General features: G+C 63.5%; 12 protein-coding genes and 1 pseudogene. 10 read left to right on the top strand and 3 right to left on the bottom strand.

Features of this window, described 5'->3' with window-relative positions; all coding sequences use genetic code 11:
- Positions 1–2 precede the first annotated feature (2 nt).
- On the bottom strand, positions 3–1,814 hold the full coding sequence (locus tag ABWL39_RS14140) for a GGDEF domain-containing protein (RefSeq protein WP_367792349.1): 1,812 nt from the start codon (positions 1,812–1,814) through the stop codon (positions 3–5).
- Positions 1,815–1,918: 104 nt separating this feature from the next.
- Between ABWL39_RS14140 and ABWL39_RS14135 the strand changes: the two genes are divergently transcribed.
- The 3 genes from ABWL39_RS14135 to ABWL39_RS14125 are packed head-to-tail and all read left to right on the top strand — an operon-like array spanning position 1,919 to position 5,868.
- Positions 1,919–2,656, top strand: a complete 738-nt coding sequence (locus ABWL39_RS14135) for an SDR family oxidoreductase (protein ID WP_367792346.1) — start codon at positions 1,919–1,921, stop codon at positions 2,654–2,656.
- A 34-nt stretch (positions 2,657–2,690) separates the two neighbouring features.
- On the top strand, positions 2,691–4,244 hold the full coding sequence (locus ABWL39_RS14130; protein ID WP_367792343.1) for a sensor histidine kinase: 1,554 nt from the start codon (positions 2,691–2,693) through the stop codon (positions 4,242–4,244).
- Positions 4,245–4,272: 28 nt separating this feature from the next.
- Positions 4,273–5,868, top strand: a complete 1,596-nt coding sequence (locus ABWL39_RS14125; protein ID WP_367792340.1) for a DUF3369 domain-containing protein — start codon at positions 4,273–4,275, stop codon at positions 5,866–5,868.
- A gap of 120 nt (positions 5,869–5,988) precedes the next feature.
- Here ABWL39_RS14125 and ABWL39_RS14120 read toward each other — a convergent pair.
- A pseudogene (locus tag ABWL39_RS14120) lies at positions 5,989–6,099 on the bottom strand (DUF1223 domain-containing protein); the annotation flags it as partial.
- 517 nt (positions 6,100–6,616) lie between these two features.
- Between ABWL39_RS14120 and ABWL39_RS14115 the strand changes: the two are divergent.
- The 4 genes from ABWL39_RS14115 (at position 6,617) to ABWL39_RS14100 (ending at position 9,182) form a co-directional block, all read left to right on the top strand.
- Positions 6,617–7,342, top strand: a complete 726-nt coding sequence (locus ABWL39_RS14115) for a YebC/PmpR family DNA-binding transcriptional regulator (RefSeq protein ID WP_367792337.1) — start codon at positions 6,617–6,619, stop codon at positions 7,340–7,342.
- 124 nt (positions 7,343–7,466) lie between these two features.
- Positions 7,467–8,354, top strand: coding sequence for a cysteine synthase CysM (gene cysM / locus ABWL39_RS14110; RefSeq protein WP_367792334.1), 888 nt, complete (start codon positions 7,467–7,469; stop codon positions 8,352–8,354).
- 176 nt (positions 8,355–8,530) lie between these two features.
- Positions 8,531–8,788, top strand: a complete 258-nt coding sequence (locus ABWL39_RS14105; protein WP_367792331.1) for a SemiSWEET transporter — start codon at positions 8,531–8,533, stop codon at positions 8,786–8,788.
- Between the two features lie 190 nt (positions 8,789–8,978).
- The gene (locus ABWL39_RS14100) at positions 8,979–9,182 is read left to right on the top strand and encodes a hypothetical protein (protein ID WP_367792328.1); all 204 of its coding nucleotides are present in this window, start codon (positions 8,979–8,981) and stop codon (positions 9,180–9,182) included.
- An 80-nt stretch (positions 9,183–9,262) separates the two neighbouring features.
- Here ABWL39_RS14100 and ABWL39_RS14095 read toward each other — a convergent pair whose 3' ends face one another.
- The gene (locus ABWL39_RS14095; protein WP_367792325.1) at positions 9,263–12,769 is read right to left on the bottom strand and encodes an indolepyruvate ferredoxin oxidoreductase family protein; all 3,507 of its coding nucleotides are present in this window, start codon (positions 12,767–12,769) and stop codon (positions 9,263–9,265) included.
- 377 nt (positions 12,770–13,146) lie between these two features.
- Here ABWL39_RS14095 and ABWL39_RS14090 point away from each other — a divergent pair, with 377 nt between their 5' ends.
- The 3 genes from ABWL39_RS14090 to ABWL39_RS14080 are packed head-to-tail and all read left to right on the top strand — an operon-like array spanning position 13,147 to position 15,776.
- A complete protein-coding gene (locus ABWL39_RS14090; RefSeq protein ID WP_367792322.1) occupies positions 13,147–15,120 on the top strand; it encodes a hypothetical protein in 1,974 nt (657 codons plus the stop codon).
- Positions 15,121–15,128: 8 nt separating this feature from the next.
- Positions 15,129–15,344, top strand: a complete 216-nt coding sequence (locus tag ABWL39_RS14085; RefSeq protein WP_367792319.1) for a hypothetical protein — start codon at positions 15,129–15,131, stop codon at positions 15,342–15,344.
- A 12-nt stretch (positions 15,345–15,356) separates the two neighbouring features.
- Positions 15,357–15,776, top strand: a complete 420-nt coding sequence (locus tag ABWL39_RS14080; protein WP_367792317.1) for a YdbL family protein — start codon at positions 15,357–15,359, stop codon at positions 15,774–15,776.
- Positions 15,777–15,824: the final 48 nt, after the last annotated feature.

The raw sequence follows: 15,824 nt of genomic DNA, 5'->3' as shown, positions 1-15,824 counted from the left end.
AGCTACTGCGGCAGCGGGCGAGGCGCCATCCCCCGGCGTTCAACAAAGACGCTGCCTGCCGGGCGCTTCTTGGCCTGGCGCTTGGCCTCGGTCGCCGCGGCGGCAATCTCGTGATGCGAGCTGTGTTGCCCTGGCGTGGCATGGATGATGCCAATGGCCAGGCTCGGCAGCGGATGGAACACCTTTTGCCCGCGTCGATCGGCGCTCTCGTACCCACCGGCCGCCAGGTGCTCGCTGTTGAAGTGCGGGCGGATGGCCATGCCGAAGCGGGCGATCAGGGCTTCGCAGCGCTCCACCGTGTCGTGGGATTGCGTCAGCAGCATGAAGTCGTCACCGCCGATATGGCCAACGAAATCCAGCTCGGGCTCGGTCATCTCCACCAGTAAGTGCCCCAGAAGCTGGATCATCTCGTCGCCATTGCGATAGCCATAGATGTCGTTGAATGGCTTGAAATGGTTCAGATCCACATAACAGGCAAAAAAAGGCATGCGTGCCGCCAGCAATGATTCGATCTGCTCGTTGATCGGTACATTGCCCGGCAGCAGGGTCAAGGGGTTGGCATAGCGGGCGGCGCAGATCTGGATCTCGGTGATCGCGCGCATCAGGTCGATGCCGTTGCCCATGCCGGCGTAGCACCCGCCCGCGGTGATGATGAAGCCATCGGTCAGATGCTTGCGCCCGGCCGCAACCACCAGCTCCGACACCGCCTGCAGCTCGACCTGGCGATCGACGATGATGGGCGTGCTATCCATCAGCTGGGTGCAGGACTTCTTGCCATGCAGCTCCCTGCTGTAGCGCCGGGCAAAGGTCTCCAGCACGTGCTGGCGTCGCAGCAGGCCGATAGGTACCTCTTTCGCGGTGACCGGGATGGCGAACAGCTCGGGGTCGTTCGAGAACATCTGGAACACGGTCTCGTTGCTCGTGTCCGGCGTCACCGGCGCGACCTGCTGCAGCAGCTCCCCGGCGTGGCTGCGACGCCGGGGCTGCGCGCCTGTCGCCTGGCGGTGCGCGAGCAGGCTGGCGATGTCGGCAGGGAGGATCAGCCGCGGCTGCGGATGCGGCCGGCCGAGCAGATAGCCCTGGGCGAAGTCGATGCCGAGCGACCTGACCAGCTGCAGCTCGGCGACGGTCTCGACGCCCTCCGCGATAGTCTTGCAGCCCACCCCCACGGCCAGGTCGCGGATCGAGCGCACGAATTGCTGCTTGAGCGGGTCGGTATGGATGCCCTGGATGAAGTGCTTGTCGATCTTGACGAAGTCCGGCTTCAGTTCCGACCACAGCCGTAGGCTGGACGAGCCTTCGCCCAGATCGTCGAGCGCGATGCGAAAGCCCAAGGCGCGGAAATGGCGTACCGCCTCGCGCAGCAGACCGAAATCGAGATGGCACTGGTTCTCGGTGATCTCGATCACGATATGATCAGGGCTGAGCCCGCAGCTGGAGAGCAATTCCAGCGTTTCGTCACGTCGAAATTGAGGCTGGATCAGGCATTCTGGGCTAACGTTAAGAAACAGTTGGTTGGACTTGCCCGCGCGTGCGGCAAAGTGCTCGAGCGTAGTCTGCCGGCAGACCTGCTCCATCTCCAGCAACAGCCCGCATTGATGCGCCGCCTGGAATAAGGCCGGCGCTGCGTGCAGCGATGAATCGGAAGGGCCGCGGATCAGCCCCTCGTAGCCATAGAGCGACCCACCCGCGAGCGACACGATGGGCTGGAACACCGGATTGAGCTTGCGCTCGCGCAGGATGTGGTGCAGCAGGCTGCAGTGGTCGACAGCCGGTGTGGGACAGGGGGTGGGCGCAAGCATCGCGAGCGACATGACTATTGTGCGGGCAGTGATAATCACAATATCGTAATATTTAGATATGAAGCTTTGGTGACACGCGGCACAGGGCCGGGATACCAACAGGGGAGAGGATGGGGATGGTGAGGCGAATCGCGCTTGTCACCGGCGCCAATCGTGGCATGGGCCTCGAAACCGCGAGGGCGCTCGCGGAGCAGGGCATGACGGTATTGCTGAGTGCGCGTGACGCCACATCCGGGCGCGCCGCGGCGGAGCCGCTGCAAGCCGCGGGGCTCGATGTCCGCTTTCGCCTGCTCGATGTCGCGAACGAGGCGAGCATCCGCCACCTGGCGGACGAGGTGTCGGACGAGTTCGGCCGGCTCGACGTATTGGTCAACAATGCCGGCCAGATGATCGGCAATCGTACGCTGGGGCAGGAAAACGCCGGCAAGACCCTGCTTGCCAGCTGCGACAGCCTGCTCGGCAGCTTCACCGTCAATACGCTCGGGCCCTTCCTGCTGTGCCAGGCGTTCATTCCGTTGATGATGATGCACGGCTATGGCCGCATCGTGAACGTGGCATCCGGCATGGGCTCGCTCACCGACATGCACGGCGCTTTTGGCACAGGCTGGCCCGGCTACCGCATCTCGAAAACGGCGTTGAATGCCGTCACCCGCGTGTTCGCCGCGGAGCTCGAGGCATATCGCAATATCAAGATCAACTCGGTCTGCCCGGGGTGGGTCAACACCGCGATGGGGGGGGGCAACGCCCCGCGCAGCGTTGCGCAGGGCATCGAGACGACCGTGTGGCTCGCCACCCTGCCGGAGGATGGCCCGAGCGGGCAGTTTTATCGCGACCGGGAGGCCATCGCATGGTGAAGCGCAATCGCGTGATGAGTCGGGCGGGGTGAATATGCACTCCATACGCACCCGCCTGAGCGTGCTGTTCATCCTTATCGTCAGCGTCATCCTTGGGCTCTCTGGCATCTACTCGCACTATCAGCTGTCGCGCGATCTGGATCGTCGTTTCGAGCAGTTGCGCCATGGCCTGATCACGCGGTTGCAGATCAGCCTGCCATCGGCGTTGTGGGATCTGGACGAGGCCAAGGTCAACAGCATCATCGCGGCCGAGATGCTGGCGCCCGAGGTGCGCGGCATCCGCGTCTACGACAGCGCGGTCAACCTGTTCACCGGCAAGATGCGCGACGACGCCGGCAAGGTGGTGCCGGTACCGCCATCGGTGAAGATATCGGGCCAGCAGGTGGAGACCGACCTCTATTTCCAGGGCGGCGGGGTCAGCGATGCCACCGGGCAATCGACGCAGGTCGGGCGGGTGGTCGTCTATTTCTCGCGCGAGGACATCGATGCCGCCTTGCGCGCCGAGTGGTTGCGCAAGGTGGCCGAGGTGCTGGTCGTCGACGTGGGCCTGGTATTGGCGCTGATCCTCAGCCTGCGCATGGCTTTTGATCCGCTCGAACAACTGCGCGACGCGCTGTTCGACCTGGCGCAGCATGACAGCGAGGAAGTCGAGGAGCTGCCTGACAACCGGCGCGACGAGTTCGGCGATGTCGTGCGCGGCTTCAACCAGATCCAGCGCAAGCTGAAGAGCGTGATCGAACGGCGCCGCCAGGCCGAGCATGAGGCGCGGGAGGCCTCGCGCAAGACCGAACAGGCCTATGTCGAGCTGAAGGCCGCGCAGGATTCCCTGCTGCAGTCGGAGAAGCTGGCCTCGCTGGGCGGGCTGGTAGCCGGCGTGGCGCACGAGATCAACACGCCGGTCGGCGTATCGCTGACCTCTGCCTCCGTGCTCAAGGAGGCCACCGAGCACATCCGGCGTTCACTCGACGAGGGGGCGGTGCGCAAATCGGAAATCACGGCCTATATCGATACCGCCGATGAGAGCGCCAGGCTGATCATGGCCAATGCCGAGCGTGCAGCCCATCTGATACAGAGCTTCAAGCAGATTGCCGCGGACCAGACCAGCGAGGTACGCCGTAAGTTCGATCTGCACGAATACATCGACGAGGTGATCACCAGCCTGCATCCGAAGATCAAGCACACCAAGGCCCAGATCGAGGTGACATGCCCGAACAATGTGCTGATGGATGGCTACCCCGGCGCATTTGCCCAGGTGCTGACCAATCTGACCATCAACGCGCTGACCCATGCATTCGAGCCGGACCTGCCTGGCACCATCTCGATCCAGGTGGCGCTGCACGACAGCATGATCAGCCTCGAATTTTCGGATGACGGCAAGGGTATCGGCGCCGACAACCTGTCGCGCATCTTCGACCCCTTCTTCACGACGCGGCGCGGCCAAGGGGGGACGGGGCTGGGGCTCAACATTGTCTATAACATAATCACACAGCAGTTCGGTGGCGCCATTGCCGTGCAGAGCGAGCTGGGGCGCGGCACGCGCTTCACGCTTCGTTTCCCGCAGGTGGCGCCGGTATTGGCCCAGGTATGAGGCCGGTGGCCACAGCACAGAGGATCTGATGAGCGAACAACACTTGTCCGACGATAACTGGATCATCGATGACGACAACGAGTCGCCATCCCCGACCAATCCGCTCGACAGCCGTCCGTGGCGCATCCTGATCGTTGACGACGAAGAGGACGTGCATTCCGTTACCCGCCTGGCGATGCGCAATGTCGTGTTCAAGGGGCGGCCGCTCGAGCTGCTCTCGGCCGGCAGCGGCCGTGAAGCGTTCGAACTGCTGCAGCAGGAGAAGGATATCGCCCTGATCCTGCTCGATGTCGTGATGGAAACCGACGACGCCGGCCTGCGGCTGGTGCAGCGCATCCGCGAGGAGCTGCACAACCAGCTGGTGCGCATCGTGTTGCGTACCGGGCAACCGGGGCAGGCGCCCGAGCAGCGCGTGATCGTCGATTACGATATCAACGACTACAAGGCCAAGACCGAGCTGACCACGCAGAAGCTGTTCACCACGGTCATCGCATCGTTGCGGGCCTACGAGGGCCTGTTGATGATCGAGCGCAGCCGCAACGGGCTCGACAAGATACTCGAGGGCGCGACCAATCTGTATCAGATGCACTCGCTGCGAGAATTTGCCTCCGGCGTGCTGAACCAGATCAGTGCGATTCTCGACGTGGGGGCCGATGGCGTGCTGTGCGTGCTGCACAACGGCAAGGTCGCGACCAGTGCGCGCCCGGCGGTGGTGGCCGCAACCGGCGGCTATGCGTCGCTGGCCGAAAATGCGGAACTGCCCGACGATCATGTGCTGGCACCCGCCGTGGCCAAGGCGTTCGCAGAGAAACGCAGCCAGTTCGAGCACCCGGTCGATGTGCTGTTCATTCACACCATGCAGGGGCACGAGTTCGCCATCCTGGTCACGCCGCCATGGCCGCTGGCGGAGATCCAGCGCAGCTTGCTCGAAGTATTCTGCAACCGCATCGCCGCGGCGTTCGACAACCTCTACCTGTTCCAGCAATTGCAGAACGCCCAGGAGGCAACGGTGATCGCGCTCGCCGACCTGGCGGAATTCCGCGACAAGGATACGGGCGGCCACGTGCAGCGCGTGCGCCTGCTCACCAATGCAATTGCTTCCGTGCTCAAGCAGCAAGGCAAGTTTGCCGCGGAACTGACCCCGCAATTCATGGACATGGTGGGCCTGGCCAGCATCCTGCACGATGTCGGCAAGGTGGCCACGCCCGACAGCATCCTGCTCAAGCCTGGGCTGCACACATCCGACGAGCGTGTTCTCATGCAGCAGCATTCGCCTGTCGGCGAGGCGGTGCTGCAGCGTGCCGCACAGATGGTCGATGGCGTGAGCTATCTGACCTATGGCGCCGAAATCGCCGGCGGCCACCATGAGCACGTTGATGGCCACGGCTACCCGCGCGGGCTGCAGGGCGATGCGATTCCGCTGTCGGCGCGCATCGTGGCGGTGGTGGACGTGTTCGATGCCTTGCTGCATCGCCGTCCTTACAAGGAACCATGGCCCTTGTCCGAGACCATCAGCTACCTGAAGGAAAGGCGTGGCACGCAGTTCGACAAGGAAGTCGTCGATGCGCTGCTGTATTTCGTCGAGCACGAAAAGCCGGACTGGATCACCGGCGAAGGCCATTAGGCAATCGTTTCGGCCTGCCAGCGCCTAATGCTGGCCACACGCCATCAGGCTGACCGCCTGCACGATGCGATTGTCGTTGCCCGCCTGCAGAAACACCACCAGCGCCTGCTGTGGCCGCAGCAGCGGGATCGTCAGCCGATCCGCCGGATAGCGTTGATCGAGGCGCGACAGCCAGGCATCGGCCGGCGGGCAGCTGCTGCAGCCTTCGGACGTGTAGAGCTCGACCAGCGCGTTGCTGTGCGGGCCGCTCTGCACTTGGCATCCATTGCTGCTTGCGCGCTGCGTGCAGTGCCGCCGTCATGCCACAAACCACCGCCAGGGGCTTCATGAGTTTGCCTCCATGCCTGCTTGGTCGTGCCAGAGCCTTGTTTCTGACAGGCGGAGGCCGCTGTCGAGTGTCGGTCAATTTGACACTATGCACATGCTATTTTTGTAGCTGATTGTTTTAAAACGGAAATGATTGTTTTGGCACGATATGTGCATATGTGCAATCGATGTCGCCTCAGCGCCCGTTGAGGCGTGGCGTGGTCATCGCGGTCTTGCTGGCGCAAACAAATCAGGGGAGGCGGATATGAGATACAGACAACGCAGGCGACGCAATCTGATCGTGATGACACTGGTGCTGCTGATCATTGCCGCCTATGCCGGAACGCTATTGCAGGCCGCCTGACCCAGAACGACGCTGCCGGTGGCGCGGCCCTCGTGTTAAAATCCTCGGCTTTCCGTTTCATCGCATCTCGAGGACACCATGGCAGGTCATAGCAAATGGGCCAATATCCAGCATCGTAAAGGCCGTCAGGACGCCAAGCGCGGTAAGATATTCACCAAGCTGATCAAGGAAATCACGGTTGCCGCGCGGCAAGGTGGCGGCGACCAGAACTTCAACCCGCGCCTGCGCCTGGCCGTCGACAAGGCCAAGGAAGAGAACATGCCGGCCGACAACATCGACCGCGCAGTCAAACGCGGTACCGGTGAGCTCGACGGCGTCAGCTACGAAGAAGCACGCTACGAGGGCTATGGCATTGCCGGCGCGGCGGTCATGGTCGATTGCCTGACCGACAACAAGACCCGCACCGTTGCCGACGTGCGCCACGCCTTCAGCAAGTATGGCGGCAATATGGGCACTGACGGTTGCGTGGCGTTCCAGTTCAAGCACTGCGGCTACCTGATCTTTGCTCCGGGGACGGATGAGGACGCGATCATGGACGCCGCGCTCGAAGCCGGTGCCGAAGATGTCGTCACCAATGACGACGGCTCGATCGAGGTCATCACGCCTCCCTACGAATTCACGCTGGTTCGCGAAACGCTGGAAAAGGCCGGTTTCAAGGCCGAGCTGGGCGACGTCACCATGAAGCCGCAGAACGAGATCGTGCTGACCGGCGACGACGCTGCGCGCATGCAAAAGCTGATCGACATGATCGAAGCGCTCGACGACGTGCAAGACGTCTACACCTCGGCCGTGATCGAGGAATAAGCCGCCGTACGGGCAGCGCCAGAGGCAACAGGCCGACGCATGTCGGCCTTTTGTTTGCCGCTTGAACGCTCACCGCCCCCTGGCATCCAATGCATATCGGCCCTTAGGCCACTCGGGATACATCATGTACAAGACGCTCGAAGATTTCGTCGGCAACACGCCCCTGGTCAAACTCAAGCGCATGCCCGGCCAGACCAGCAATACCGTGCTGGTCAAGCTCGAAGGCAACAACCCGGCTGGCTCGGTGAAGGACAGGCCGGCCCTGTCGATGATCCGCCATGCCGAGGCACGCGGCAGGATCAAACCTGGCGACAGGCTGATCGAAGCCACCAGCGGCAACACCGGCATTGCACTGGCGATGGCCGCGGCGATGATGGGCTACAAGATGGTATTGATCATGCCCGAGCACCTGTCGATAGAGCGCCGCCAGACCATGGCTGCGTTCGGCGCCGAGATCATCCTGGTGAGCAAGGCGCAGGGTATGGAAGGTTCGCGCGACCTCGCCGATCAGATGGTGCGCGAAGGCAAGGGGATCGTGCTCGACCAGTTCGCCAACCCCGACAACCCGCTCGCGCATTACGAGGGCACCGGGCCCGAGATCTGGCGCGACACGCAGGGCACGATCACCCACTTCGTCAGCAGCATGGGCACCACCGGCACCATCATGGGCACCGGGCGCTTTCTCAAGGAACAGAGTCCGGCGGTAGAGATCGTCGGTGTGCAGCCGATCGATGGCGCGCAGATCCCTGGTATCCGCAAGTGGCCGAAGGAATATGTGCCGGCCATCTGCGACTGGGATCGCATCGACCGAGTGATGGAAGTGACCCAGGCCGAAGCCGAAGAGACCACGCGCAGGCTCGCGCGCGAGGAGGGCATCTTTGCCGGCATCTCGTCGGGTGGCGCGCTGGCGGCGGCACTGCGGCTGTCGGCGCAGGTCGAGAACGCGACCATCGTCTCCATCGTGTGCGACCGTGGCGACCGTTACCTTTCCACCGGTGTTTTCCCCGCTTGATCGTGACACAGGCTTCACCTATCGTGCGTGTGGCGCCGCATGGCGGTGCCACCAGCCCTTGCCGGGGTGAGCGCTGACCGGGCCGGCCAGTTGCCGCGCGCGGCCATTGCCCCGGCGGTGCCACGCAATCTGGCCGATCTCCCGTCCTGGCCAGGACGTTTAACGCGTTGTCCCCCATGACCCTACACGACATCGTCGGCCTGTTGGCCGGATTCCTTACCACCACTGCCTTCATCCCGCAGGTCAGGCATGTCTGGCGCACCAAATCGGCCAAGGACATCTCGCTCGGCATGTATCTGATCTTCGTCTGCGGCGTGGCGCTGTGGCTGGTCTACGGGATATGGATCGATGCATGGCCCGTGATTGCCGCCAACGCGGTCACGCTCTTGCTGTCGGGTGCCGTGCTGGTGATGAAACTCAGATTTGATCGTTGACGCATACCTGCATTGGTGGCCAGAACCGACTGATATACAAGGGAAAGCAGGCCCCCGACCGCTTGTCGCCTTTTTTGTACGTATTAGTAATTTTTACTTACTCAAATCCATAAGTCTTTGCTAAAGTACGCAGTAAGCTGCCGATAAAAATATAAGAGTTGGCAGCCTAATGAGGAAATGGAGAGACACCATGGGTAGCGTTGTTGATCTGGCCGCCTATCGAGCCAGAAGCGTTGAATCTTCCGAGTTTGGACCGGCATATTTCTGTACCCGCTGTTCCAGCGACCAGTTTTATCTGCACACCTCCGGCGACGTGCGTTGCAGCTGTTGCAATGCCGTGATGCGCAATATCAGCGTGATCGTCGGCCGTCTCGAGCAAACGCCGCGACGGTGACGACCTGAGCCTCACCCGCTGTCGGAATCGACCATGAACAAAGGCCTCCTATCGGAGGCCTTTGTCATTTCCTGACTTACTCAGATCCTGACAGGCTGCGGTTTGGCCGCCGCTTGTGCCGGCTGCACCGCACGCAAAGCCTTGAGCTTTTCGTCGCGCTCGCGCCGGGCTACGTCGGCGCTTGCCTGCTTGATGTGGCCATAACCGCGAATCTTCTCGGGCATGGTGGCGATCTCCGCGGCGAGCGTCAGGTTCTCCGGCTTCAACTGCGCCAGCACTTCTTCCAGCGTGCGTTCGTATTCACCGATCAGCGCGCGTTCGAGCTTGCGATCGGACTGGTAGCCGAACGGATCGAGCTTGCTGCCGCGCAATCCCTTCAGCTTCGCCAGCCATTTGAACGCGGTCATCATCCATGGGCCGAAGGTGAACTTCGTCGGCTTGTCGCCACGCTGCAGGAACTCCGGCCCAAGCTGGAACTTGAGCTGGTAGTCGCCTTCGAAGGTGTCCTGCAGCGATTTGATGAACTCGCCGTCGGTGTAGAGCCGTGCCACCTCGTACTCGTCCTTGTAGGCCAGCAGCTTGGCGTAGTAGCGGGCCACCGCGCGTGACAGCTGCTCTGAGCCTGGGCTGACGCGCGCCTCGGCGGCGCGGGTCTTGCTCACCAGGGCACGATAGCGCTCAGCATAGGCCGCGTCCTGATACTCGGTCAGCAGCTTGACGCGGTGGGCGACGATGTCGTCGAGCGTGGTTTCCAACGTGCGTTTGAGCGCCTCCTCGAGCTCGGGGAAGGCGACACGTTCGACGTGGGCCAGATCGTGCGCCGCATGGCGGCCCCAGCGGAAGGCTTGCTGGTTCATCTCGACCGCTGCGCCGTTGAGCTCGATCGCCTGCAGGATCGCGGCTTGTGGCAGCGGGATCAGCCCCTTCTGCCAGGCGAAGCCGAGCATGAACATATTGGTCGCGATCGAGTCGCCCATCAGCGCCGTCGCCAGGTTCGTGGCGTTGGCCATGTCGAAGCGGTCCTCGCCCACGGCCTCGATGATGGTGCGCTCCATCGAGCTGGCGGGGAACTTCATGTCCGGGTTCTTGGTGATGTCGCCGGTGAACGATTCGTAAGAGTTGACCACCGCGCGCGTGAAGCCCTTGCGCATCTTGGCCAGGCAGTCGTTGTTGGCGGCTACCACCAGATCACAGCCAAGTACCGCATTGGCGTCGCCGGCCGCAATGCGCACGGCGTGCAGCTTGGCTTGCGAATCGGCAAAGCGGATGTGGGTGGTGACCGAGCCGCCTTTCTGCGCAAGCCCGGTCTGATCGAGCACCGACGCACCGAAACCCGCAATGTGCGCAGCCACGCCGAGCACGCCGCCGATGGTGACGACACCGGTGCCGCCGACGCCCGTCACGAGCAGGCCGTAGGGGTGTTCGAGCGACGGCAGGCGCGGCTCGGGCAGATCCGGCAGGCTGCCGAAGGCCTTGGCGCCGTACACGTTCTTGCGGATCTTCACCTCGCCCTCGACCGTCACGAAGCTCGGGCAATAGCCCTTGAGGCAGGAGAAATCCTTGTTGCAGCTCGACTGGTCGATCTTGCGCTTGCGCCCAAACTCGGTCTCGACCGGCACCACGGACAGGCAGTTGGACTGCTTCGAGCAGTCGCCGCAGCCTTCGCACACCTTCTCGTTGATGAACACGCGCTTGGGCGGATCGATCATCTTGCCGCGCTTGCGGCGGCGGCGCTTCTCGGCGGCGCAGGTCTGGTCGTGAATCAGGATGGTGGTGCCGGGGATCTCGCGCAGCTCCTTCTGGATGCGGTCGAGCTCGTCGCGGTGATGCACGGTCACGCCGGCGGCGAGCCCGGTGACGCTGCGGTACTTGTCCGGGTCATCGCTGGTGATGACGATCTTCTTCACGCCCTCGGCTTCGAGCTGGCGCGTGATCATCGGCACGGTCAGCACGCCGTCCACCGGCTGGCCGCCCGTCATCGCCACCGCGTCGTTGTAGAGCAGCTTGTAGGTGATGTTGGTGTTGGCCGCGATTGAGGCGCGGATGGCCAGGATGCCCGAGTGAAAATAAGTGCCGTCGCCCAGGTTGGTGAATATGTGCTTGGTGTCGGTGAACGGCTGGACGCCGATCCACGTCGTGCCTTCGCCGCCCATCTGCGTGAACATCTTGGTGCCAGGCGTGATCCACATCGCCATGTAGTGGCAGCCGATGCCGGCCAGCGCCATCGAGCCGTCAGGCAGCTTGGTCGAGGTGTTGTGCGGGCAGCCGGAGCAGAAGTAGGGCTGGCGCGCGATGATTTCGCGCGGCTTGGTCAGCGAGCGCTCTTTCTCTTCGAAGAACTTCAGGCGTTCCTCGATGATCGAGCTGGTGTAGAAGCGGGCAATGCGCGAGGCGATGACGCGGGCGATCATCGCTGGCGTCAGCTCACCGGCTGCCGGCAGCAGCCACTGGCCTTCGGGCAGCGTCCATTCGCCCTTCTCGTCGAACTTGCCGATCACGCGCGGACGCACTTCCTCGCGCCAGTTGTAGAGCTGTTCCTTGAGCTGGTATTCGATCACCTGGCGCTTTTCCTCGACCACCAGGATTTCGTCGAGCCCTGCCGCGAACTGGTGCACGCCCTCCGACTCCAGTGGCCAGGTCAGGCCGATCTTGAAGATGCGCAGGCCGATGTCGGCGGCCATCTTCTCGTCGATGCCGAGGTCGTCCAACGCCTGCATCACGTCGAGATAGCTCTTGCCGGCGGTGGCGATGCCGAGCCGTGGCTTGGGGCTGTCGATGACGATGCGGTTGAGGTTGTTGGCACGCACATAGGCCAGCACCGCATAGAGCTTGTGGTGCAGCAGCCGCTCCTCGACCACCAGCGGGGGGTCGGGCCAGCGGATGTTGAGGCCGTCGGCGGGCATCTGAAAGTCGTCCGGCAGCTTCACCTTCACGCGATTGGGGTCGACCTCGACGATGGCCGAGCTTTCGACCGTATCGGAGATGGCTTTCAAAGCGACCCAGCAGCCCGAGTAGCGGCTCATCGCCCAGCCGTGGATGCCGAAATCGAGGAACTCCTGCACACCGGCCGGGTTCAGCACCGGGATCATGAAGGCATCGAATACATGGTCGGTCTGGTGCGGCAGCGTCGAGGATTTGGCTGCGTGGTCGTCGCCGGCGATCAGCAGCACGCCGCCGTGTTTCGAGGTGCCGGCGGCATTGCCGTGGCGCAGCACGTCGCCCGAGCGATCGACGCCGGGGCCCTTGCCGTACCACATCGAGAACACGCCGTCGTACTTGGCGCCGGGGAACAGTCCGACCTGCTGGCTGCCCCACACCGAGGTGGCGGCGAGGTCTTCATTGAGGCCGGGCTGGAATTTGATGTTATGCGGTTCGAGGTATTGCTTCGCGCGCCAGAGTTCCTGGTCGAGCCCGCCCAGCGGGGAGCCGCGATAGCCGGAGATGAAGCCTGCGGTATTGAGGCCGGCTGCGGCATCGCGCTGGTGCTGCAGCATCGGCAAGCGGACCAGCGCCTGTGTGCCGGTCATGAACACGCGCCCGGATGCCAGGCGGTATTTGTCCTCCAATGAGAAGCCATTGGCGGTCATATTGTCTCCTTCCGTTTTGTGGAATGCCGCAGGTGGGCGCGAGACGCGACCAGCCTGCCGTGCCGGCGGGTAGCCAGCCTTTCGTGCGCCGCGAAACCTTGGTAAGGTGCGAGCGCGGGCGCATTGTAGCGGATTGCCCGAGTAATTGCTCTCTTGCACTGCACCATATCGCGGCGCGCTTTTTGGCCTCGATTCAGTGTAGATCGTCGGACGCGAATATTCCGGTTGCGCCTTTCCCTAGCGGCTGTTGACGCAGCTGTTGCGGCGACACTCGACCCGGCGCAATGTCAAAGCTCATGTCAACGGCACCCGGCCGTGCAGCGCGCCGGGCCTGCCCATTTCCTCTGCCTGGGTGTTTAGACGGTAATCGATCCCCGATGTTGCAACGACTGCTGGCCTTCCTCCTGTTGCTGTGTTGCCTGAGCGGCGTCGCCTCGGGCCAGGAGCTGTCGTTCACGCTGGCCGGCGTCGACCATCCCATGCTCAAGGTGCGCGACATCAGCGCCAAGCTCGACTGGCGCGACAAGGTGGCGCTGACCGCGCGCATCGGCGAGCTGGGCTGGCAGGGCAAGACCTGGCGCAACGCGCGCTTCGATTGCCCCGACATGCAGATCTATAGCGCCCATCTGAGCTGCCCGGCGGGCCGCCTCGACGTTGGTGAGCCGATCAGGGTGAGGTTCGACTACTGGCCGGCATCCCAAAAATTTTCGATCAGCCTGGCGCCCAAGGGCGAGCAATGGCAGGCCAGCGGCCAGCTGACGGGCCCGCAGGCCGCGCTGCTACTGGATTTCAAAGGTGCCCGCCTGGCGCGGCTCGGCGCGCTGCTGCCGGCGGATATGCCGAAACCGAGCCAGGGACGTGTCGACGGCCGACTGCGCATCGGCCTCGCTGCACGCCAGCCGGCAACCATGTCGGGCAGGCTGACGTTGCGCGAGCTGGCATTCGCCGACGCCAGCGGCCTGCATGCCGGCGACAAACTCGCCGCCACGCTCGATTTCGACGCCAGCAGACAGAACACGGGCTGGCGCTGGCAGGGCCGGCTCGACTGGCACAGTGGCGAGCTGTTCTGGAATCCCTTGTACCTTGCCGGCGGTGGCCATGCGCTGAATGCATCGGGGCGGTGGGGCGAGGCCGGGCTCGCGGTGGAGCACGCCGAGTTGCGGCTTGCCGATGTCGGGCTCGCGCGTGCCAGCCTGGCCTGGCAGGCGGGGCAGGGCCTGCAGGCGCTGAACCTCGACGCCAGCGATGTCGCGCTCGGCCCCTTGTACCAGCTGTTCAAACCCCTGCTTGCCGGTACGGCGCTGGCCGATCTGGCGGTTGCCGGGCGCGGTGACCTGTCGCTGGCGATGGCGTCGGGCCAGGTGACGCGCGCCGATATCGCGCTGCGCGACGCCGACATCGTCGACAATCAGCAGCGCTTTTTGCTCAAGGCCGTGAATGCGCATCTGCCGTGGCGGCTCGATGCGCCGACTGAAGGCGAGATCACCATGGCCGGTGGCGAGCTGCTCAAACTCGCGCTGGGTGCCACGCGCATCCCGCTGCGGCTCAACGGCTGGCAGGCCGACATCGAGCGTGCCGTGCTGGCGGTACTCGACGGCCGGCTCGAGGTGCACGACTTCCATGCCGAGAAAGCCGGAGAGGCCTGGCAATGGCGCTTCCAGGGCGCGCTGGAGCCGATCTCCATGCCGCGCCTGAGCGCCGCCCTGGGCTGGCCGGCGATGAAGGGGCAACTCGCGGGCACGATCCCACGCGTGGCGTTTGCCGATCAGACGCTGACCATTGACGGCGCACTGCAGATGCAGGTGTTCGATGGCACGGTGGAGCTCAAGGATCTGCGCCTATACAACCCACTCGGCATCCCGACGTTGAGCGCCGAGCTCGATATGCGCCGGCTCGACCTGGGCCTGCTGACCGACACCTTTTCGTTCGGCAACATCCAGGGCCGGCTCGATGCGCATGTGGCCGGGCTCGAATTGTCGAACTGGCAGCCGCTGCGTTTCGACGCTTGGCTCAGGTCCAGCCCTGGCGACTACCCCAGGAAGATCAGCCAGAAGGCGGTGCAGAACATCTCGGCACTTGGCGGCGGTGGCGCCGTGGCGGCCGTGCAGAAGAGCCTGCTGCGCGTGTTCGAGAATTTCCGCTACAGTCAGCTCGGGTTAAGCTGCCGCCTGCAAAATGGGGTGTGCCACATGGATGGTGTCGAGCCTGCGCCCGGCGGCTACGTCATCGTCAAGGGCGGCGGCCTGCCGGCCATCACGGTCATGGGCTACAATCGTCAGGTCGATTGGCAGGATTTGCTGGACCGGCTCAAGCGCATCACGCAGGATAACCTGAGCCCGGTCGTGAAATAGGAGCGGACATGAGAACAAGCCATACCTTGCCGGTGCTCGCCGCATTGGCGCTGCTGACCAGCGCCTGCGTCACCATCAACATCTACTTTCCCGCTGCCGCCGCCGAAAAGGCGGCAGACAAGATCATCGACGAAGTCTGGCAGCAGCAGGGCAAGACACCGGCCAAACCCGCAGAGGGCAAGCCGGCAGATGCCGCACCAGCCGACAACAAGCCAGCACAATAAGAGGAGAACATCATGACGCTGTTCCGCCAACTGATGGCCGCGACTGCCCTGGCTGCAATCGCGAACGTGGCACTGGCCGCCGCCGATATCGAGGTCAATACGCCCGCCATCAACCAGATCAAGCAGAGCATGCAGGCGCGCAACGCCCAGCTGGCACCGCTTTACGGCAGTGGCGCGGTCGGCCTGACCAAGGATGGCCTCGTCTCCCTGCGTGACGCCAATGCCGTGCCGCTGGCGCAGCGGGCCCAGGCTAACCAGCTCGTCGCCGAAGAAAACCGCGACCGTAGCCAGTTGTACAAGGAAATCGCCCGCGCCAACAGCCATCCCGAGTGGGAGGGCGAAATCCGCTCGACCTTCGCCCAGCGCTGGATCGACAAGGCGCAGGGTGGCTGGTACGTACAAAAGGCCGGTGGCGACTGGGTGAAAAAATAGCCTGTCTGCCGCGCGGCACTGGGGCCGGGCGCAAACAGCCTGCCCTGA

Source organism: Chitinivorax sp. PXF-14 (assembly GCF_040812015.1).
Lineage (GTDB): Bacteria > Pseudomonadota > Gammaproteobacteria > Burkholderiales > SCOH01 > JBFNXJ01.
This window is presented reverse-complemented; position numbering and strand designations above follow the sequence as displayed.